Genomic DNA, 18,287 nt, shown 5'->3' with positions numbered 1-18,287 from the left:
GGCAGACGGTTCTAGTCCGATCGGGCAGCGCTGTTCCATTCGGACGGGAAACTTTCGCGCGTCATGGTGCGCACCTGCTCAAGCCACGTGCGGCGGTCGGCCGGCGTGCTGTCGGCGACGACGCGGAACATAACCCGATCGAACGCGGTCACGCCGCAGAAGTCGCAGATGCAGTCGCGCCACAGCCGCTGCAGCGGATCGCCGAAAGCTTCGAGCTCGCGCGCTTCCGGCGTGTTCGACGTGTTGAACACGAGCACCGCGCGGGCTTTCAGCAGGCCGATGGGCAGGCCGCCGCCGGAATCGCCCTCGGCGAACCCGTAGGCCACGCCCTCCCGCAGCACGCGGTCGACCCATCCCTTGAGGATGGCGGGCGGCTGCCCCCACCAGTTGGGATGCACGACGACGATGCCGTCGGCCTCCTTGATCTCGCGTTGGTGCAGGGCCGTCAGATCGTCGGCCGGCACATCGCTGACCAGCTCGGACGGGGGAATCACCGGGTTGAAGCCCTCCGCGTGCAAATCGTGGAACGCCACCGCATGGCCGTCCTCCTCCAGCGTTTGCACCACAGTCTGGGCGATGGCCGCGTTGAAGCTGCCGTCGTAGGGATGCCCCAGGATGACCGAAACGTTCATGCCGTCCTCCGGTAGATGGCGCAGTTGTTGGGGGTTTCGTACAGGTCCACCTGGGACACGGGGAAACCCTGCTCCGTCAGCCGGTCGCAGACGTAGCGCGCCAGGTTCTCGGCGGTGGTGCGGAAGGGCAGGACGGTCAGGCTGAAGCCCTCGGCCTCGAGGGCGGCCAGCGTCGTCGCGGCCAGCGAGCCCTCTTCCACGAGGAAGGTGTGGTCCAGCTCTTCGGCCAGGTCGCGCACCGCGCGCTTGAACACGCCGAAATCAACCACCATGTCCTTCATCGTGCCGTCGGCCTGCAGGTCGGCGACCTCGAGGTACACCACCGCTCTCCACCGGTGGCCGTGCAGGTTCTCGCACTTGCCGTAGTAATCGGTCAGGAAGTGGGCCGAGTCGAAGCTGGCCTCGGTTTTCAATCCGTACATGATGGCTCCTTTGCATGGCCGCTGTGTTTGCCGTCATGATAGCACACTCCCACGGTCGCACCCCACCTGTGCGCATAGAACGAATGTTTCACGTGAAACATCGGGAAGGGGCCGGGCGTCCGCGGTGGCGGGCGCGGTGGGGGGCAGGGGGCCGGGAGCGGCCCGGGAGCGTGGTCCCGGGCCGCCTGCCCGCCTACTGCTCGCGCCGCCCGCGCACGAGGATCGTCTGGTGCGGACGGAGCTTCGCGGCGAGGACGTCGGCTCCGTCGGCGGCGCTCACGTCGCCCGCCTCCACGAGGCGCTCCAAGCCGCTGCGCGAAACGCCCAGCTTGGCCCGCAGCACCTCGGCCAGGCGCAGGCCCGCAAGGTCGCCGCCGTCGATTTCAACCCGACAGTCCTCGCCGCCGGCGGGCCGGTCGCCTTCGACGACGAAGGCGACCTTGCCCCGGCGCGCGCCGTTGCGCCTGAGCAAGCCGACGTCGAGCGCGCACCGCAGCGCCATCGCGGGATCGTTGCCCGTGAACCGCTCGAGCTCTTCGCGGTCGATGCTTCCCGGGCGCCCACGGCTGATCACGGCGCTGTTCCACACGCTTCCGCACGTGGCGCACCGGTAGATGAGCCACACGTCCAGACGTTTCTTCTGGGCGTTCACGCGAAACAGGCCCGTGGACGCGAACTCCGCGTCAGCACCGCAGGTCCCACAAGGGCGCAGCGCGACCGGCGCGGCGGTCGCCTCCACGCGCCATATACTCGTTTTCATGATGGTTGTTGCCTTCCTTCGCAATCCGAATACGTTCGAAATGGAAGGCGGGCACAGGCGGCACCACGCCGTTATTCAGCTTTTTCATACAGGGAGCCTCTCTGATTGTCTGTGCATCTCAACCGGACGAGCCCATCACGAAGCGGCCGCGCGCGGCGCGGCAGCAGATGGGACGGATGTGTCGCGTGGTTTAGCGGTTGGGAGGAACAGTCATGAGAGGAGAGCCTTTCGTTGGGTTGCGGGCCGTCCGGCCCGGGCCGCCATCATACCGGGCGACCCGCCGCGCGTCAACCGAGCGCTCTCAGCCGCGCGCGTCGAGCGCGGTTACCAGCTTCCGGAACGAGTCCTCGCACAGGCAGTGCTCGAGACGGCACGCCTCCTCGTCGGCGACGACGGCCTCCACGCCCGCAGCGCGCAGCAGAGCGCGGAAGAACGCATGGCGTTCGCTGACGCGCTCGGCCACGGCGCGCCCCTCGGCGGTGAGCCGCACGTCGTGGGCCACCACGTGCACGAGCTTCTGGCGCTCCAGCTTGGACAGCGCCTTCGACACGCTCGCCTTCGACACGCCCAGCCGGCCGGCTACGTCCACGGCGCGGACATAGCCGTGCTCGCGCTCCAGCGCCAGCACGGCTTTCAGATAGTCTTCGGCAGACTCATGAACAGGCTGCTTCACCTGCACCTCCTCTCCGCGCGGGCGGCCGCCGCGCGCGCAGTGCGTTTCCCTTCCCTCCGGTATAGCAGAAACGGGCCGCCCGTTCCGCTCCAAACAGCCGCGCGCCTACTCCGATCGGACATTTCGCAGGCGGCGCGCGAAGGCGCGCGCCCTACCCCGCCAGGCGCCAGCCGGCGGCTTCGCGTCGCAGGTTCACGAAGTCGCGGTAGAGCCCCTGCTCGCCCATGAGCTGGTCGTGCGTGCCCCGCTGCACGATGCGGCCCTCGTCCACCACGAGGATCTGATCGGCGCCGGCCACCGTGTTCAGGCGATGCGCGATGGACACGAGGGTCTTGCCGCGCGTGAGCTCGCCGATGGCGGCGATCAGCTCGTGCTCGTTCTCAGGATCGACCGAGCTCGTAGCCTCGTCCAAGATGACGATGGGCGCATCCTTCATGATGGCGCGCGCGATGGAGATGCGCTGGCGCTCGCCGCCCGAGAGGCTGGCGCCGCCCTCCTCGAGCACCGTGTCGTAGCCCTGCGGCAGCTGCATGATGAACTCGTGGCAGCGGGCGCGCCTGGCGGCGGCCTCCACGTCGGCATGGGTGGCGTTCGGCATGCCGAACTTGATGTTGTTCTCCACGGTGTCGTTGAACAGGTACACGTTCTGGAACACCATCGATACGTGCGCGAGCAGGCTCTCGGCCGTGCCCTCGCGCACGTCCTGGCCCCCGAGCAGCACCGCGCCGGCGTCCACGTCCCAGAATCGGGCCATGAGGTTCACGAGCGTCGTCTTGCCCGAGCCGCTGGGCCCCACGATGGCGCAGCTCGTGCCCTGCGGGATGCGCAGCGACACGTCGTCGATGACGCGCCGGTCGGCGTCGTAACCGAACGAGACGCCGTTCATCTCGATGCCGAAATCGGCGGGCGCGAGCGGCACGTCCGTCGCGTTCTGCTTCGGGATGTCGCACACCTCGTCGACGCGGTCGAGCTCGCCTTCGATCTTCTTCGTGAGAAACGCCGCATCGTTCGCGTGGATGAGCTCGCCGTAGATCATGAACGCGGCCACGAGCAGCGTGAGCGCCCACGACAGCGGCAGCGCGCCGTTCAGGTACAGCGCGCACGCGGTGAACAGCACCGCGCAGCTGGCCAGGTTGAACACGAGCGCGTACAGCTTGAGGATGCCCTGCGCGGCGGCCTCCTGATGGTAATCGGCCGCGCGCTTCTGCTGGAACGACGCCTTCGCGGCGGCCAGCGATTCGTCGGGCGTGGCGAACGTGCGCAGCACGGCCATGCCGCGAGCGTACTCGATGACCTTGTCGGTCATGGCCTCCTGCGCGGCGGTCACCTCGCGCGTCACGCTGGTGGCGCGGCGACGCAGCACGTTCAGCACGCACAGGCCCGCGGCGATGCCCGCGAACGTGATGGCCGCGATGGGCCAGGCCACGGCGAGGAAGAACAGGCTCATGATCACCGCCATGGCCACGCCGCCCGTCAGACCCGTCAGGCAGATGGTCATGAACTCCTCCAGCTGGTGCACCGTCGTGGTCAGCGTCGTGGTGACGGCCGACAGGCGCTGCTCGGAGAAGTAACCCATGGGCGCGGCCTTCAGCCGGTCGCCCACGCGCAGGCGCAGGTCGCGGAAGATGTGGAAGCCCTGCGCGTCCATCGTGATGTCCACGAGGTACTGGAACACGTACTGCCCGATCACGCTGACAGCCAAGATGCCCAGGCATTGCAACGCCACGACGGCGTCGAGATGGTCGCGGTTCTCGAGCGCCCAGAACACCGCGCCCAGCATACCGGCCATGAAGAACGCTTTCAGGATGTTGCACACCATGCCCCACGTCAGGCTGCGCCGCGCCGCCGGAGAGAAGCTGCCAGCCAGGTCGAGCACGCGTTTTATGAGCGCGAACATGCTACATCGCCTCCTTGATATCGTTGTCGCCCGTCGCCGAAACGTCAGCGAGGGTTTCCCCGGTGCCACCGGGGGAAGCCGCAGCGTCGGCCGGTTCCGCTGTTCGTAGAACAGCGGAACTTCTGTGCTGCTCCCACATGCGACGGTACAGCGGGCAGCATTCCAGCAGCTCCTCGTGCGTGCCGCGAGCGACGATGCGGCCGGCGTCCATGACGAGGATCTGGTCGGCGCCCGTCACAGTGGACAGGCGGTGCGCGATGGTAACGAGCGTCTTCCCGGCCACGAGCTTGCTGATGGCGCGCTCGACGAGCGCCTCGTTCTCGGGATCGGCGTAGGCCGTCGCCTCGTCGAGGATGACGATGGGCGCGTTCTTCAAAATGGCGCGCGCGATGGCGATGCGCTGCTTCTCGCCGCCGCTCAGCCTCTCGCCCGCCTCGCCGGCGCGCGTGTCGTAGCCCTGCGGCAAGCGGCTGATGAACTCGTGGCAACCCGCCGCGCGGGCGGCGGCCTCCACGTCGGCCTGCGAAGCGGCAGGCCGCCCCATGCGAATGTTGTCGGCAAGCGTGCGGTCGAACAGGAACGTGTCCTGCGCCACGTAGGAGATATGCTCCATGAGCTGCTGGTACGGGATGTTCCGCACATCGACCCCGTCGAACGCGACGCGCCCGTCCGTTGCGTCCCAGAACCCGGCCATGAGCTTCGCCACGGTCGATTTGCCCGAACCGCTGGGCCCCACGATGGCCGTGATCTGCCCGGGATGCGTCTCGAAGCTGACGCCGTGCAGCACCTCGGCCCCCTCGTGGTAGGAGAACGACACGTTCTCGAACGCGAACGACTCGCCGTCCAGCCGCACGCGCTCGGCGGGGCGCACGAGCTCGGGCGCGCCCAGGAAGTCCCAGATGACGTTGAGGCACACGTCCATGCGCGAGATCTGGCCGCCCGCCTGCGCGAACTTCAGCAGCGGCGCGATGAAGCCCAGCGGGATGACGATGCACGTCAGGAATATCGGCAGCGTCAGCTGGCCTGCGGACATGAGCCACACGCCCAGCGGCAGCGACACGAGCAGCGTGCACGGCACCACCGACTTGACGGCCGCCATCCACACCCAGCTCTGCTTGAACCACGCGAGCGTCGAGTCGTGGTACTCGGCGACCGCGGTGGAGAATCCGCCGTACGAGCTGGCCGTACGCCCGAACGCCTTGATCACCTGGATGCCGTTCACGTACTCCACGAGCGACGAGTTCATCCGCTGCTCGCTGCCGATGTAGCGGGCCATCTTCGGCTTGTAATCGCGCATCATGGCCGCATAGAACAGCACGCCCAGCGGGATGGTGGCCAGCCCGGCCAGCCCCATGCGCCAGTCGAGCGCGAACACGATGACCATGGCCAGCAACGGCCCGAACACGTTCGACGGCAGCTCGGGCATGAAGTGGGCGATGGCGTCTTCCAGCTGGTTCACGTTGTCGACGAAGCGGTTCTTGAACGTGCCGGTGGGCGTGTCGATGATCGTGCCCATGGGAACGCGCTCCATCTTCTCCGCCATCTGGTCGCGCATGGTGGCCAGCGCCTTGAACGCGATGCGGTGGCTCATCATGGACGAGCGCCACGTGCAGAAGAAGCGCGCGACGTGCGCGAGCGCGGCGACGGCCGCCAGGAGGGCCGCGCGCTCGAACGTCAGCGTGCCCTCGATGAGCCCCGCCGCCAACAGCGCGATCACCACGTAGGGCACCATGCCCACGGCCTCGCCGATACAGGCCAGCACGAGCGAACACACCATGCGCCCGCGATCCGGCCGCATGAAGTAGTACAGCTTCGCGAACGCGCTTGGCCGCACGTCGCGGTTCGCCGGAGAAACTTCCATTGGTCAACTCCTCAAGTTAGCTTTATCAAACTTCGCTCAGAATGCCTGAAACGCGCGCCCGCCGGCGCAGGATCGAGGGACTCCCGCCGCATCGCGGCACCGAAACGACTATTCGGGGTTGCGGAGCGCGCTCGCATCGCCAGGGCCGTCGAAGCCGACCTCGACCGCCGACCCGCCCTCGCCGATGCGCAGCACCCGGTCGCACGCCGCCAGCAAGAACTCGTAGTCGTGGGTGATCACCACGATGCCGCGCCCTTCTTCGGCCAGATCCCGCAACAGCTGCGCCACGCCCATCATCGACGCCCAGTCCAAGCCGCTCGTAGGCTCGTCGAGGCACACGACCTTCGCATCCTTCATGTAGGCCACCGCGATGGACAGCCGCTGCTTCTGGCCTCCCGACAGCGATGCCGGGTGACGGTCCTCCAGCCCCGCAAGCCCCATGCGCGCAAGCGCTGCGCGCGCTCGCGCCGTGCGCGCCTCGTCGGCACGCTCGCCCAGAAGCAGCTCGGCTTCGACGCTTTCCGCGAACAGCTGGCAATCCGAATCCTGCATGACCAGGTAGCTTGCCCGCACGCGCTCCTTCGGCCGCAACGAGACGCCGCCGATGGACACCGTGCCCGCACACTCCGTCTTGAGGCCGCACACGAGGTCGATCAGCGTGCTTTTGCCCACGCCGTTGCGTCCGACGATGCCCACGACCTCGCCCTCCCGCACCGAGAACGACGTTCCCTTCAGCACGGGCGGCTCGCCCCGATAGCCGAAGCTCACGTCGCGCACTTCAAGGGCCGCAGGTCCCCGGGCCTCCGCGCGCGGCACGGCGCGCACCTCATCGAGGCTCGACGCGCGCAAGCCCAGCTCGTGCGATGCCTCGGGCGTAAGACGCGCCAATTCTCCCGCGGCGAAACGCCGCTCCACGCGCCCTGCGCGCAGCAGCAGCGCCTCGTCGGCAAGGTCGGCCAGATAGTGAACCCGATGCTCGGACACCACCACGGTCACGCCGCGGTGCAGCAGCGTCTCGACGATGGTGCGCAGCCGAGCGGTGGCCACCTCGTCGAGGTTCGCCGACGGCTCGTCCATCACCACCACGCGCGGGCGCATCGCCAGCACCGACGCCACCGCCACCGCTTGCTTCTCGCCGCTCGACAGGTCGAAGATGCTGCGGTCCATCAGGTGCGCGACGCCGCACGCTCCGGCCGCTTCGGCCACGCGTCGGCGCATCTCGAGCGCGGGAACGCCGAGGTTCTCGCACGAGAACGCGATTTCGGACGACACGTCGGTGGCGAAGAACTGGCTGCGCGGATCCTGGAACACCGACCCCACCGCGCCGGCCAGCCGCTGCACGCTGACGGAAGCCGGCTCCATGCCGCACACGTCCACCGAGCCGTCGAGCGCGCCTCCCTCGAAGAAATGGGGGACCAGCCCGTTCAGCAGGCGCGTCGCAGTGGTTTTACCGCACCCGCTCGCGCCCAGCAGCAGCACGAGCTTCCCGCCGCCCGCGCGCAGGTCGAGGCCGCGCAGCGCAGGCTGGCCATCGTGGGCGTAGCGAAACGTCGCACCTGCCACCACCACCTCGTTGGCCGTCATAGCGCGCTCACCGCCCACGCGACGTAACCGGCCGCCGTGCAGACGAGCACCGCCGCCGTCACGAACGCCCCCGACGCTCCGATGCGCACGTCGCGGTACGTCGTGCGCGCACCCACGAGGTCGAGGCCGCGCGTCATGGCGGAAGCGGCCAGATCGTCAGCGATTTTGATGGTGCGGATGATGAGCGGCACCAGCACGTACTCGAGCGAGCGGCCGGGATGCAGCACCAGGTTGCGCGCCGAGAGCTCCACACCGCGCAGCCGCATGGTGGCGCTGATCTTCCGGAACTCGTCGGCAGCCGTGGGAAGGTAGCGAAACACCACGGCGATGGTGATGACGAGGCCGCGCGGCAGGCGCAAGCGCTGCAGCGACGCGATGAGATCATCGATGCGCAACCCCACCGACATCCACATGATCAGCGCAAACGTAGACAGCGAACGCGCGAAAATGAAGAAGAGAAAACCCACCATGCCCGCCACCGTGGCGTTGGGGATGAACCCCGCGCCCCACTCGGCAAGCGCCACCGCCGCGAGCACGGCCACGAATCCCAGCGCGCGACGGGCCTCGCCCGACAGCAGCCACAGCGCCGCGATAATCGCGTAGCACCACAGCAGCAGGGCACGATGCGGGCTGAACAGCGCGGCCGACCCCACCACGAGGACGATGAGCAGCTTCATCCGCGGGTCGAGGTTTCTCACCGCCGGCACGCCCGATCCTCCGTCGCGAGGCACGACGGTCGCGTTCTGCATGCGCGCGGCCTCCATATCAGGCGATCCCCGCGCGTTCGAAGTGCTTCTTCAGCACAGCGCGTCCCAGCAGCGAGCCCAGAACGCCGCCAAGCGCGGTAACGCCCAGGCAGACGAAGAACAGAGGGCCCGCCACGATATCGAACACGCTGCCGTAGAACTCAGCCATCGTGGGCACCGAGTTCAAAAAGAAGTCCTTCATGAGCACGAGCGGGGCGAACGCGCCCAGATACCATCCCACCATGATGGACGTGAAGCTGGCGGCCATGGTGACGAAGCGCTTGCGGTCGGCGACGTTCCAGATAACCTCGCCAACCAGTGCGCCCAATGCGATGACGAGGCCGGTGAGCCAAAAACTCATACCGACGAGCAGCCCCACGAGCACGCCCGAGATGAGCACGACGCCGCGCTTGTTCACCTTCGCGTACATCAGCATGAAGATGATGCCCAACGGGATGGCCTGGATGCCCAGCGTGAAACACCAGCCGATGGGCGTCGAGCCCGCAATCATGCCGACGCTGAAATACACCACCAGTTCCAGCACGGTGAGCACCGCGATGGTCACGAAGTCGCGCACGTTCAGGCGCTCGTTGCGCGTTCCCGGCCGCTTTCCCGCGGGCACGGCCTCGGTTTCGGGCATGGCTTGCGCCTGCCCTGCGTTCTGTTGCATGGCGTTTCCTTTCAAATGTTAGATTAGGGTAACCTTTGGTTCGAGAAAAGGCGGATCCCGTCCGCCTCGTCTTCCGTTTCCTCACCGCATGTTAGAAGCCGAACACCACCTGCCAATTGAAGAACCCGGCGATGCGCTTGCAGTATCCGAGTGCCTTTTCCAGGGGGAACCCGTGGACGAGGGGCTCGAACACGGTGGACCAGTACGCCGTGAGCAGGATGTGCAACTCGTCGGCGTCGATGTCGCTCACCGGCAAATCGCGTCGACGCGCCTCGTTCACGAACTCCATGCACAACGCCGTGTTGCGCGCCACGAAGTCGTGAAGGAAGTTCGCATAGGCCGTGCCCTCCGCACAGCACAACAGGAGCCGCATCCCTTCGTAGCGCTCGTAGAAGTAGATCATCCACTGGCGATGGATATCTTCGGACAGAGCCCACAGCTCGCGAAGGTTCTTATCGTCCATGAGCGCGTAATCGCGGCGCTTCGCCTCTTCCTCAAGCGCGCGGATGTCGGCGAGCGTGGGAGCTATCACGGCTTCGAACAGATCGGCCTTCCCCTTGTAGCGTTTGTAGAGCGCACCCGTCGTCACGCCGGCGTCCGCGCAGATGCTCTGCAAGGACGCCCCCTCGAAGCCGCGGGCGAGGAACTCCCGCCGTGCGCTGTCGAGGATGCGAGGGTCGATGCTCGCGTCGGATTTCGACAAGCTTCCAACCGCCTTTCCCTCTACTGATAATTTCATTATCGATAATGTGATTATCAGTATAGAGGCGGTCCGGGCGGATTGCAAGCCCGAACTTGCGGCGCGCTTCGCGATCGACAGCGCACGGAAGCGCAATCGACTCGCCCGCCTTCCCCGTCGGGCGCCTAGCCTTTCAGCTTCACGACGGCATCGCCGGCGAGGGCGGCCAGCAGGTTGTCGTGGGTGATGATCGCCACGGCCTTGCCGCCGGCGGCCAGGGTGCGGCACCACGCGGACACCTCGCGCACGCCGCGGCCGTCGAGGCCGCTCGTGGGCTCGTCCAGCACGATGAGGTCGGCGTCCGAGCAGTACGCCGCCGCCAGCGTCACGCGCTGCTTCTGACCGCCCGACAGGCTCGCAGGATGCCGATCGGCCAGGTCGACCAGGTCGAACGCCTCGAGCGCCTCCCATGCGCGCGCCTTCAGCGCCTCGTCCACGCGCCGCCCCAGCACCACCTCGTCGGCCACGCTGCCGGCGTACAGCTGGTAGTCGGCGTCCTGCATGACGAAGTAGCTGCGCCGCCGTCGCTCGCGGCGCGGCACGGGGCGGCCGTCGAACGTCACGCGCCCCGCCTGCTCGCGCGTCGCGCCGCACAGCACCTTCGCGAGCGTGGTCTTGCCCGCCCCGTTCGGGCCCTCGATCACCGTCACCGCCCCGCAGGCGAACGCGGCGTCGAAGTCGCGGATGCCCCGCTTCGTGGACGGGTAGCGGTACGTCAGCCCCTCGACCCGCCAACCGCTCGCTGCAGGCGCAACGCCGCCGGCGCCCGGCGCGGGCGCGGCCATGTCCGGATGCCGCAAGCCGTATGCCGCCGCGTCCTCCAGCCCGAGCCGCGCGAACGCGTCGGCGTTCCACCGCTCAACGACGCGGCCGGCGCGCAGGCATACGTAGGCGTCGGCCACCGGCAGCAGCTGGTGGAGCCGATGCTCGGACACCACCACCGCGGTGCCGCGGCGCTTGAGCTCGGCCAGGATGCGCACGAGCGCCTCGGAGCCCTGCGCGTCCAGGTTGGACGTGGGTTCGTCCAGCACGAGCACGGCCGGACCGCACGCGATGGCGGCGGCGAGGGCCACCCGCTGCTTCTGGCCGCTCGACAGCTCGGACAGCTTCTCGCCCAGAAGCCCTTCCACGCCGCACGTCTCGGCGGCGGCATGCACGCGGCGCACGGTTTCGACGGGGTCCACCCCCAGGTTCTCGGCCGAAAACGCGATCTCGTCGCCCACCGTCCCCATGAAGAACTGGCTGCGCGGATCCTGCATCACCACACCGAGGCGCTCGGTGCGCTCCCGCGGCGCGAGCCGGCGCACGTCGGCGCCGCACACCTCCACGACGCCCGTCAGATCGCCGGGAAAGAACGTGCCCGCCAACCCGTCCACCAGGCGCAACACGGTGGACTTGCCGTCGCCCGAGCGCCCGCACAGCACGAGGCAGCGGCCGGGAGCCACCGACAGCGACACGTCGTCCACGCGGCTGCCCGATGCGGGCGCGGCAGAACCCGCTTCCGCTTCCAACCCCCGCTCGGATTCGTCCACGTAGCGGAACGTTACCCGGTCGAGCAGCACGGCCGCCGCACGCTCGCTGTCCTGCGCTTGAGCCATCACGCCACCTTCCCCCACACGCACAGCCCCGCGCACACGGCCAGCACCGCCACGGCGGCAAGGGCGTCGCGCGCCTCGAATCCCACATGATGCACCGACGTGCGCACGCCGTCGGCCTCGATGCCCCGCAGCTCCGCCGACGCGGCCAGCTCGGCCGACAGGCGCAAACAGCGCATGACAAGCGGCGTGTAGCAGCACTCGTAGGCGAGGGCGGGATGCAGCGCCACGTCGATCGCGCGCGGGAACACCCCGCGCAGCCGGATGCCGCGCACGATGGAGCGCGCCTCGAACGAGAGCACCGACGCGAAGCGGAACAGCATGCACACGCCCACGAGCACGCGCTGCGGCACGCGCCACCGCGCGAGCGCGCACATGATGGCCGAAGGAGACAGCGAGAACAACGCGCAGCCCGCCGTGAACGGCGGCACCATGTGCAGCAGGCTCACGAACAGCACCCCGTACAGCCCCGGCAGCGGCAGGAAGCTGAGGCCCGCGACGACGGCGAAGCTCGCGCACGAGCGCAGCGCCAAGCGAGCGCGCCCGTTGCCCGCCAGGTACAACGCGGCGGCCACCTGCAACAACGCCGTCTCCAGCAAGCCGGTGAGCACGATGGACGCAACGCCGAACGCCACGACGGCCAGCAGATGCGTGCGCGGGTCGAGGCCGAACAGGCCCGCGCGCAGGTCGGGGCGCGCGAAGGGGCGCGCTTGCGAGCTCGTCTCCATCGGGCGCTTACGCGATCTTCGCTTTGCGGACGTGCTTCTTCAGGAACTTCGCGCCGATGATCGCGCCAAGCGCCGTGCCGGCGGCGAACATCGCCAGCATGAGCAGGATCCACGGCAGCTCCGTGTACTGCGACACCATGGCGGCCACGTCGCTCGCGCTGTAATACGCGCCCAGCTGCTCCATGTACGCGTCCTTGAACAGGAGATACGGGATGATGCCGTAACAGGCGAACGTCGCCCAGTACACGAAGAAGCCCACGGCCGAACGCACGATACTGCGGTACGACCCCTTCCCCCACATCACCAGCTCGCCGATCACGGCGCCCACCACGGCCACGGGCGCGCAGTACAGGCCGCCCATGAACGTGTACAGGACGCCGAACAGCAGGATGGAGCCACCCAGCACGCCGCGTTTGCCGATGCGATCGGCCATGACCAGGTAGAACGGAGTGGATACCAGCGGGAACAGCCACGATCCCACGAAGAAGGTGTTCTGCGGCGAGAGCACCGCGTCCTCCGCCAGCTTCACGACCATCGTCGCCACGATGATGACGATGTTGAAGATGACGAATGTGAGCACATCCCGCGTCGTCCACCGGTTCGCCGTCGCGGAAGCCGCCCTCTCCCCCTGCGTGTTTGCCACATTCGATGCCATTGCGCGCGCTCCTTTCCCGTCGAACGCCGCCAACCGGCAGCGCGTTGTTAACCCTCGGTAACTTTTTGGTATAATGAGCGAATCAGCCGGACGGCAGCAGCGACGACGGGCGCGCGCGACGATTCACGGCAGCGAAACGACCGTTTCGGGCAGTGCGGAACGCGCGCGATCGGCAGCCCGGGGGCAGACGGAGGAGGAAGCGAATGCGCAGCATCAAAGACGACATGTACGACGAGGCGTTCCGCCTCTGGGACATGGTGCCCGCCGGCACGGTGCCGGGGTACGGCTCGGCGGGCAGCGTCTACCGGTTCGCGAACGGCTGCGGGCACGGCGAATACTGGGCCTACTTCCACGACAACCTCTTCGCCGTCAACGCCTTCGACATGACGTTCGAGCACGCCGGCGTCATGCGCTACCGCCACGCCGAGCACCTGTCCATCGGATACTACGAAGCCGCCGACCTCATCGTGCAGAGCGGCGGCAGCACGCTGCGCGCCGGGGCCATCTCCACCTACCTCGCCGAGGAAGGCGCCGAGTACGTGGCGCTCTACCAGCCGGGTTCGGCGACCCGCGCGACCTCCATCACCATCTCGCCCGATTACTACCGCGACTACCTGCAGGCCCGCTTCGGAAATATCCCCGACGTGCGGCGCGCCTTCGCGCTGGTTGACGGTCGCACCGACTTTCCCGAGCTGGTCGCCCTGTTCAAGCAGGTGCGCGCCTATCAGGGCACGGGCATGGCGGCCACCCTGTTCTACGAGGGCGCCGTGGCCGAGGCGCTCGCGCTGGTCATCGAACGCGCGGCGGCCATCGAGGCGGAGCGCGCCGAAGGGAGCGCGCCGTCGCTGTCGAAGGAGGATCGCGCGGCCCTCGACGACCTGAGCGCCTACATCAACGGCAATCTCGCGGGCGCCTTGTCCTGCGAGGAGCTCGCGCGCCGGGCGTGCATGGGGCAGACGAAGCTGAAGGCCGCGTTCAAGGCGGCGTACGGCACCTCGCCCGCGGCGTTCGTCGCAGACGCGCGCATCGAGCGCGCCATCGAGCTGCTCAACTCCACCGACGAGCCCATCGCCCACATCGCGCGCGCCGTGGGCTACCGCAAGCCCGGCGCGTTCGCCGAAGCCTTCCGCCGCCGCACCGGCGTGCCCCCCAGCGCCTACCGCCGCCGCAGCGCCTGAGGGGAGGCGATCGAGGGATCGTCGAGGGTCGCGCCCCGAATGAAACCAGAACGAATGTTTCACGTGAAACATTCGGACGCCCGGATGCCGACCCCTTGCGCAGCTCGGGGAGAACGACGCAAGGCGAGGAGCGCAACGTCCGCGGGTCCTGCGCTGCCGCATACGTTGCGCGTCTGGCGCTTTTTCGGATCCGTGCTTGACGAACCTCCGACACTCGGGTATATGTTATCCAAAGCTAACTTATAGGCGCATCCGACACCCGCGGAGGCGCTGCCCGAGGGAGGCCGCATGGAAGCAATCGAGCAGGAACTATCGCCCTGCGAAGCGTTCGAACGCAAGCTGGTGCACCACTGCACCCCCACGCTCGCGGCGCTCAAACCCGCGAACCTGTTCACCTGCCGCAGCACCCTCTCCCCCACGGCCGTCCAGCACGGGCGACGCCCGACTGCGGCGGCCCTGCGCGACGACCAGCTGTCCGACGCGCTGCGCGCCTGCCGCGCCAAGCTGGCGCCGCACGGCGTGCGCATCGAGGTGCTGGCCCGCCGCACGAGCGGGGCGCTCGTGTACGTGTACCGGCCCCGGCTGCTCACGCGCGCCATCCAGCAGGAGCAGGTGGCCGCGTTCCTGACCGCCGAGGGCTACGACCCCTCGTCGCTGTCGGCCTGCATCGAGAAGCTGCACAAGCGCATCTGCGGCACCGACCTGCAAAGCCAGATGACGGGACGCTGCTCGTTCCCGCACGAGATCGGCTTCTTCCTGGGCTATCCCTACGAGGACGTCATCGGCTTCATCGACAACGAAGGCGAGAACTTCCTGTGCAGCGGATGCTGGAAGGTGTACGCGAAAGAGCGCGACGCCCAAACGTGCTTCTGCTGCTACAAGAACTGCACCACCATGTACCAGCAGCTGTTCGACGAGGGCGTTTCCATCGAATGCCTCGCCGCGGTGGACGAGGACTTCCCCGCCGCCGAGGCGTTCCGCGCGGCCGGCTAGCGCGCGAGCGGACGGCACGTGAGACGCGGGACGCGGCTCTGTTGAGCGAGGTGCGCGGCGCGGCTTCGTCGCGCACCTCGCTCAACAGAGAGCGCATGCGACATCCCTCGACACGAAGGAGATACCCTATGAGCAAGGTTGCAATCGTCTACTGGAGCGGCACGGGCAACACCGAGGCCATGGCCGACCTCATCGCGCAGGGCGTGCGCGCGGCCGGCGGCACGGCCGACCTCGTGCATGCCGCGGACTTCACCGCCGAGCGCGTGGAGGACTACGACGCCCTCGCCTTCGGCTGCCCCGCCATGGGCGACGAAGAGCTGGAGGATATGGAGTTCCTCCCGATGTACGACCAGGTAGAGCCCCATTTGGCCGGTCACAAGGTGGTGCTGTTCGGCTCGTACGAGTGGAACGACGGCGAGTGGATGGAGCTGTGGGAGAAGCGCGCCGAAGAAGCCGGCGTCGACGTGGCCGATTCCGTGATCGCCTACGACTACCCCGACGACGAGGCCAGCGCCGAATGCCTGCGCGTCGGAAACCTGCTGGCCGGCTAGCAGGCACGCGAACAGCCCGGGACGCGCGCCTGCCGCACGTCTCGGGCCACCTGCGCGTTACGCCCGCGCGGCTTCCCCCTCCTCGATCGCGGCCGCCCGCGCGCGGCCCTTCCCCATCCCGCGGCACGTGCGCACCATGAGGGCGACGGCGATCAGCGCCAGCAAGCCGTCGGTGATCGCGCAGGCCAGCCACACGCCGTGGATGCCGAGGCCGCCCAGGTTCGGCACGATCAGCACGAGCGGCACGAACAGCAGCAACGGCCGCGCAAGCGCGAGCAGCGCCGCCAATCCGCCCTTCCCCAACGACTGGAACAGCGTGATGCCCATCACCATGACGCCCATCGCCAGATAGGCGACGAAGAACACCCGGAAGTCGTCAACGCCTTGCGCCACGAGCGCCGGATCGGTGATGAACAGCGACAACGCGGCCTCGGGAAACAGCATGGCGGGTATCCAGAACAGCAGCGCAAGCCCCGTCGCCCCCAGCGAGAACGCCACGGTGCACCTTCTCACGCGGTCGTACAGCCCGGCGCCGTAGTTCGTGCCCGCCGCGGGCTGGAAGCCGTTGCTCATGCCCCACAGCGGGATGAACGCGAACGACTGGATGCGCAGCGCAGCGCCGAACAGCACCTGCCACTCCGCGCCGCCCCACTCGGCCGCCGCGCGGTAGATGATCGCCTGCTGCACGAGCGTGAGCACCTGCATGAGCATGGCCGTCACGCCCACCTTCGCCACCTCGGCCAGCACCGCGCGCGACGCCGCCACGCGCACGATGCGCGCCGTCTTCTCGCGCTTGACGAACCACCACAGCATAACGCCCGCCAGCACCGCCTGCGACAGCACGGTGGCGCACGCGGCTCCTTCCAGGCCCAGCCCCTGATCGCGCAGCGCGAGGATGAACACCGGCGCGAGGACCATGTTGAGGATGGCGCCGCCGGCCATGATGCCCATGGCGCGGGCCAGCTCCCCCTCGCCGCGCATGATCATGTTCGAGCTTTGGGCGAAGTTCACGAACAGGCTGCCGAGGAATATGATGCGCAGGTAGCGCTCCCCCAGGTCAAGCATGGCGCCTTCCGCGCCCGTGAGCGCGAGCAGCGGGCGGGCGAACGCGACGCCCACCACCGTCACGGCGAGGGACAGCACGAGGTTCATGACGACGAGGTTGCCCATCACCTGGTCGATGCTCTTCTGATCGCGCGCGCCGATGGCCCGCGACAGCACGGAGGCCGAGCCCATGCCGATCATGGCCGCCAGACCCGAGTTGATGAACGTGAACGGGTACGCGATGGACACCGCCCCCATCGCGTCGACGCCGATCAGCTGACCTGCGTAGATCGCGTCGACGAACGTGTACAGGCCAATGACCACCATGCCCACGATAGCCGGCAGGCTCAACGACACCATGAGCCTGCCGGGCGATCGGGTGAGTATGAGCTCGCGTTTGTTCTCTGATGATGCCATATATGCTCCTATCGCTCTATCATGTTATCCTGGTCTAACTTAGAGACGAGCGCGTCCGGGCGCAAGGGCGGGCGCGCAAACGCGTTGGAACGGAAGGAGGGCGCGTTGATTCGCGCAGACGGAAATCGGGACGGGACGACTGCCGCATGCGCCGACTACGACATCATGCGCGAGGTGTTCCTCCCCTGCCTCGCCGACATGCAGATGGAGGAAACGTGCGCGGCGGACGTGGGCGCGCCTGAACGCGAGGGGCGCATGTTCCGCATGCCGCGCGACGTGGCCTCGGGATACTTCTGGCTGTACGCCGAGCGCGATTTCGCCATCTCGGCGACCGACATGCTGTTCCCCCGCGACTTCCGCGAGCAATGCCGGCATCCGCGCTTCGTCTCGGTGCGTTACTACCTGTCGGGAAGCTGCGTCGAGAGCGTCACGAACCGCACGGTGGAGGCACCCTACCTGGAGGGGCACGTTCTGGACACGCCGCATTGGGACTGCCTGTGCCGGGCCGGCACGCCCATCCGCAACGTCGAGATCATGCTCGCCCCGCCGTTTTACGAGCAGTATTTGCGCGAGGTGTACCGGGACGAGGCGTTCAGCGCCGAGGAGGCGTTCGCCAGCATCGACGGGCTTTCCGACTTCCCCGAGATGGTGGTGCTGCTCAAGCAGGTGGAAGCCTACCGCGGACGCGGCGCGTCGGCGCGGCTGTTCTACCGCAGCAAGGTTGAGGAAGCGGTGGCGCTCGTCGTGGATAAGTCGCGCGCGATGGCCGGCGAGCGCACCAGCGAACTGGCCAGCGAGGACATGCACGCCATCGAGCGCGTGCGGCGGCGCCTGGAGCAGCAGCTGGCCGCGCCCGTGGACGCCGACGAGCTGGCCCGCATCGCCTGCATGGGCCAGACCAAGCTGCGGCGCACCTTCAAGCAGGCGTGCGGCTGCACCATCGTGGAGTACCGCCAGCGCTTGCGCTGCGCGAAGGCCGCCGAGCTGCTGGCCGCCGGCGACGCGCCCGTGGCGCAGGTTGCCGCAGCCGTCGGCTACCGCCCCGAGCGCCTGGCCGAGCTGTTCGCCCGCACCCACCACACCACCCCCAGCGCCTACCGCGCCGCCATGCGCTAGGCGGGCGGAAAAGAAGGGGACGCCTC

Annotated in this window: 18 protein-coding genes; 4 read left to right on the top strand and 14 right to left on the bottom strand. The window is 68.0% G+C overall.

What is annotated here, in order from left to right; genetic code table 11:
• Positions 1 to 11: 11 nt before the first annotated feature.
• The 13 genes from GS424_RS01870 to GS424_RS01810 form a co-directional block, all read right to left on the bottom strand.
• Complete coding sequence (locus GS424_RS01870) at positions 12 to 632, bottom strand: NAD(P)H-dependent oxidoreductase (protein ID WP_160942007.1); 621 nt, start codon at positions 630 to 632, stop codon at positions 12 to 14.
• The gene (locus GS424_RS01865) at positions 629 to 1,054 is read right to left on the bottom strand and encodes a 6-pyruvoyl trahydropterin synthase family protein (RefSeq protein ID WP_009305907.1); all 426 of its coding nucleotides are present in this window, start codon (positions 1,052 to 1,054) and stop codon (positions 629 to 631) included. The genes GS424_RS01870 and GS424_RS01865 overlap by 4 nt, the downstream gene beginning before the upstream one ends.
• Positions 1,055 to 1,247: 193 nt before the next feature.
• Positions 1,248 to 1,814 (bottom strand): DUF1062 domain-containing protein, encoded by a 567-nt coding sequence (locus tag GS424_RS01860; protein ID WP_160942008.1) that lies wholly within the window; start codon positions 1,812 to 1,814, stop codon positions 1,248 to 1,250.
• A gap of 301 nt (positions 1,815 to 2,115) precedes the next feature.
• Positions 2,116 to 2,487 carry a metal-dependent transcriptional regulator gene (locus GS424_RS01855; RefSeq protein ID WP_009305903.1) on the bottom strand — a complete coding sequence of 124 codons (372 nt, stop codon included), beginning with the start codon at positions 2,485 to 2,487 and terminating at the stop codon, positions 2,116 to 2,118.
• 151 nt (positions 2,488 to 2,638) lie between these two features.
• Positions 2,639 to 4,384 carry an ABC transporter ATP-binding protein gene (locus GS424_RS01850; protein ID WP_160942009.1) on the bottom strand — a complete coding sequence of 582 codons (1,746 nt, stop codon included), beginning with the start codon at positions 4,382 to 4,384 and terminating at the stop codon, positions 2,639 to 2,641.
• 1 nt (position 4,385) lies between these two features.
• The gene (locus GS424_RS01845) at positions 4,386 to 6,245 is read right to left on the bottom strand and encodes an ABC transporter ATP-binding protein (RefSeq protein WP_160942010.1); all 1,860 of its coding nucleotides are present in this window, start codon (positions 6,243 to 6,245) and stop codon (positions 4,386 to 4,388) included.
• 108 nt (positions 6,246 to 6,353) lie between these two features.
• Positions 6,354 to 7,829: an ABC transporter ATP-binding protein gene (locus GS424_RS01840; protein WP_160942011.1), complete on the bottom strand. Its 1,476-nt coding sequence runs from the start codon at positions 7,827 to 7,829 to the stop codon at positions 6,354 to 6,356.
• Positions 7,826 to 8,578, bottom strand: a complete 753-nt coding sequence (locus GS424_RS01835) for an energy-coupling factor transporter transmembrane component T (protein ID WP_244977639.1) — start codon at positions 8,576 to 8,578, stop codon at positions 7,826 to 7,828. The genes GS424_RS01840 and GS424_RS01835 overlap by 4 nt, the downstream gene beginning before the upstream one ends.
• 16 nt (positions 8,579 to 8,594) lie before the next feature.
• Positions 8,595 to 9,245 carry an MptD family putative ECF transporter S component gene (locus GS424_RS01830; protein ID WP_160942013.1) on the bottom strand — a complete coding sequence of 217 codons (651 nt, stop codon included), beginning with the start codon at positions 9,243 to 9,245 and terminating at the stop codon, positions 8,595 to 8,597.
• A gap of 91 nt (positions 9,246 to 9,336) precedes the next feature.
• Positions 9,337 to 9,948, bottom strand: a complete 612-nt coding sequence (locus GS424_RS01825; protein WP_160942014.1) for a TetR/AcrR family transcriptional regulator — start codon at positions 9,946 to 9,948, stop codon at positions 9,337 to 9,339.
• A 161-nt stretch (positions 9,949 to 10,109) separates the two neighbouring features.
• A complete protein-coding gene (locus GS424_RS01820) occupies positions 10,110 to 11,582 on the bottom strand; it encodes an ABC transporter ATP-binding protein (RefSeq protein ID WP_160942015.1) in 1,473 nt (490 codons plus the stop codon).
• Entirely contained in the window at positions 11,582 to 12,307 is a 726-nt protein-coding gene (locus GS424_RS01815) for an energy-coupling factor transporter transmembrane component T family protein (protein ID WP_009305893.1), read from the bottom strand. Before GS424_RS01815 ends, GS424_RS01820 begins: the two co-directional genes overlap by 1 nt.
• Positions 12,308 to 12,314: 7 nt before the next feature.
• Positions 12,315 to 12,962, bottom strand: a complete 648-nt coding sequence (locus GS424_RS01810; protein WP_160942016.1) for an MptD family putative ECF transporter S component — start codon at positions 12,960 to 12,962, stop codon at positions 12,315 to 12,317.
• Positions 12,963 to 13,165: 203 nt separating this feature from the next.
• On the opposite strand from GS424_RS01810, the gene GS424_RS01805 reads away from it, so the two are divergent.
• The 3 genes from GS424_RS01805 to GS424_RS01795 all read left to right on the top strand — a co-directional run bounded on the left by GS424_RS01805 (position 13,166) and on the right by GS424_RS01795 (position 15,684).
• Positions 13,166 to 14,140: a helix-turn-helix domain-containing protein gene (locus tag GS424_RS01805; protein ID WP_035584274.1), complete on the top strand. Its 975-nt coding sequence runs from the start codon at positions 13,166 to 13,168 to the stop codon at positions 14,138 to 14,140.
• Between the two features lie 288 nt (positions 14,141 to 14,428).
• A complete protein-coding gene (locus GS424_RS01800) occupies positions 14,429 to 15,133 on the top strand; it encodes a DUF3793 family protein (protein WP_009305890.1) in 705 nt (234 codons plus the stop codon).
• A 128-nt stretch (positions 15,134 to 15,261) separates the two neighbouring features.
• On the top strand, positions 15,262 to 15,684 hold the full coding sequence (locus GS424_RS01795; RefSeq protein WP_009305889.1) for a flavodoxin: 423 nt from the start codon (positions 15,262 to 15,264) through the stop codon (positions 15,682 to 15,684).
• Between the two features lie 57 nt (positions 15,685 to 15,741).
• Here the strand turns inward: GS424_RS01795 and GS424_RS01790 are convergent, their stop codons facing one another.
• A complete protein-coding gene (locus GS424_RS01790) occupies positions 15,742 to 17,145 on the bottom strand; it encodes an MATE family efflux transporter (protein WP_160942017.1) in 1,404 nt (467 codons plus the stop codon).
• A gap of 105 nt (positions 17,146 to 17,250) precedes the next feature.
• Here GS424_RS01790 and GS424_RS01785 point away from each other — a divergent pair, with 105 nt between their 5' ends.
• Complete coding sequence (locus tag GS424_RS01785; RefSeq protein WP_160942018.1) at positions 17,251 to 18,261, top strand: helix-turn-helix domain-containing protein; 1,011 nt, start codon at positions 17,251 to 17,253, stop codon at positions 18,259 to 18,261.
• Positions 18,262 to 18,287: the final 26 nt, after the last annotated feature.

Origin of the sequence: Eggerthella guodeyinii (assembly GCF_009834925.2) — a bacterium.
In the GTDB taxonomy this organism is placed as follows: domain Bacteria; phylum Actinomycetota; class Coriobacteriia; order Coriobacteriales; family Eggerthellaceae; genus Eggerthella; species Eggerthella guodeyinii.
The sequence above is the reverse complement of the archived record's forward strand: the minus strand, read 5'-3'. Positions and strand labels throughout refer to the sequence as shown.

Coding starts and splice junctions, on each gene's coding strand:
- GS424_RS01800 (WP_009305890.1), top strand. CDS start 14,429: ATGGAAGCAATCGAGCAGGAACTATCGCCCTGCGAAGCGTTCGAACGC.
- GS424_RS01830 (WP_160942013.1), bottom strand. CDS start 9,245: ATGCAACAGAACGCAGGGCAGGCGCAAGCCATGCCCGAAACCGAGGCC.
- GS424_RS01870 (WP_160942007.1), bottom strand. CDS start 632: ATGAACGTTTCGGTCATCCTGGGGCATCCCTACGACGGCAGCTTCAAC.
- GS424_RS01790 (WP_160942017.1), bottom strand. CDS start 17,145: ATGGCATCATCAGAGAACAAACGCGAGCTCATACTCACCCGATCGCCC.
- GS424_RS01810 (WP_160942016.1), bottom strand. CDS start 12,962: ATGGCATCGAATGTGGCAAACACGCAGGGGGAGAGGGCGGCTTCCGCG.
- GS424_RS01815 (WP_009305893.1), bottom strand. CDS start 12,307: ATGGAGACGAGCTCGCAAGCGCGCCCCTTCGCGCGCCCCGACCTGCGC.
- GS424_RS01845 (WP_160942010.1), bottom strand. CDS start 6,245: ATGGAAGTTTCTCCGGCGAACCGCGACGTGCGGCCAAGCGCGTTCGCG.
- GS424_RS01850 (WP_160942009.1), bottom strand. CDS start 4,384: ATGTTCGCGCTCATAAAACGCGTGCTCGACCTGGCTGGCAGCTTCTCT.
- GS424_RS01865 (WP_009305907.1), bottom strand. CDS start 1,054: ATGTACGGATTGAAAACCGAGGCCAGCTTCGACTCGGCCCACTTCCTG.
- GS424_RS01805 (WP_035584274.1), top strand. CDS start 13,166: ATGCGCAGCATCAAAGACGACATGTACGACGAGGCGTTCCGCCTCTGG.
- GS424_RS01820 (WP_160942015.1), bottom strand. CDS start 11,582: ATGGCTCAAGCGCAGGACAGCGAGCGTGCGGCGGCCGTGCTGCTCGAC.
- GS424_RS01835 (WP_244977639.1), bottom strand. CDS start 8,578: ATGCAGAACGCGACCGTCGTGCCTCGCGACGGAGGATCGGGCGTGCCG.
- GS424_RS01840 (WP_160942011.1), bottom strand. CDS start 7,829: ATGACGGCCAACGAGGTGGTGGTGGCAGGTGCGACGTTTCGCTACGCC.
- GS424_RS01860 (WP_160942008.1), bottom strand. CDS start 1,814: ATGAAAACGAGTATATGGCGCGTGGAGGCGACCGCCGCGCCGGTCGCG.
- GS424_RS01795 (WP_009305889.1), top strand. CDS start 15,262: ATGAGCAAGGTTGCAATCGTCTACTGGAGCGGCACGGGCAACACCGAG.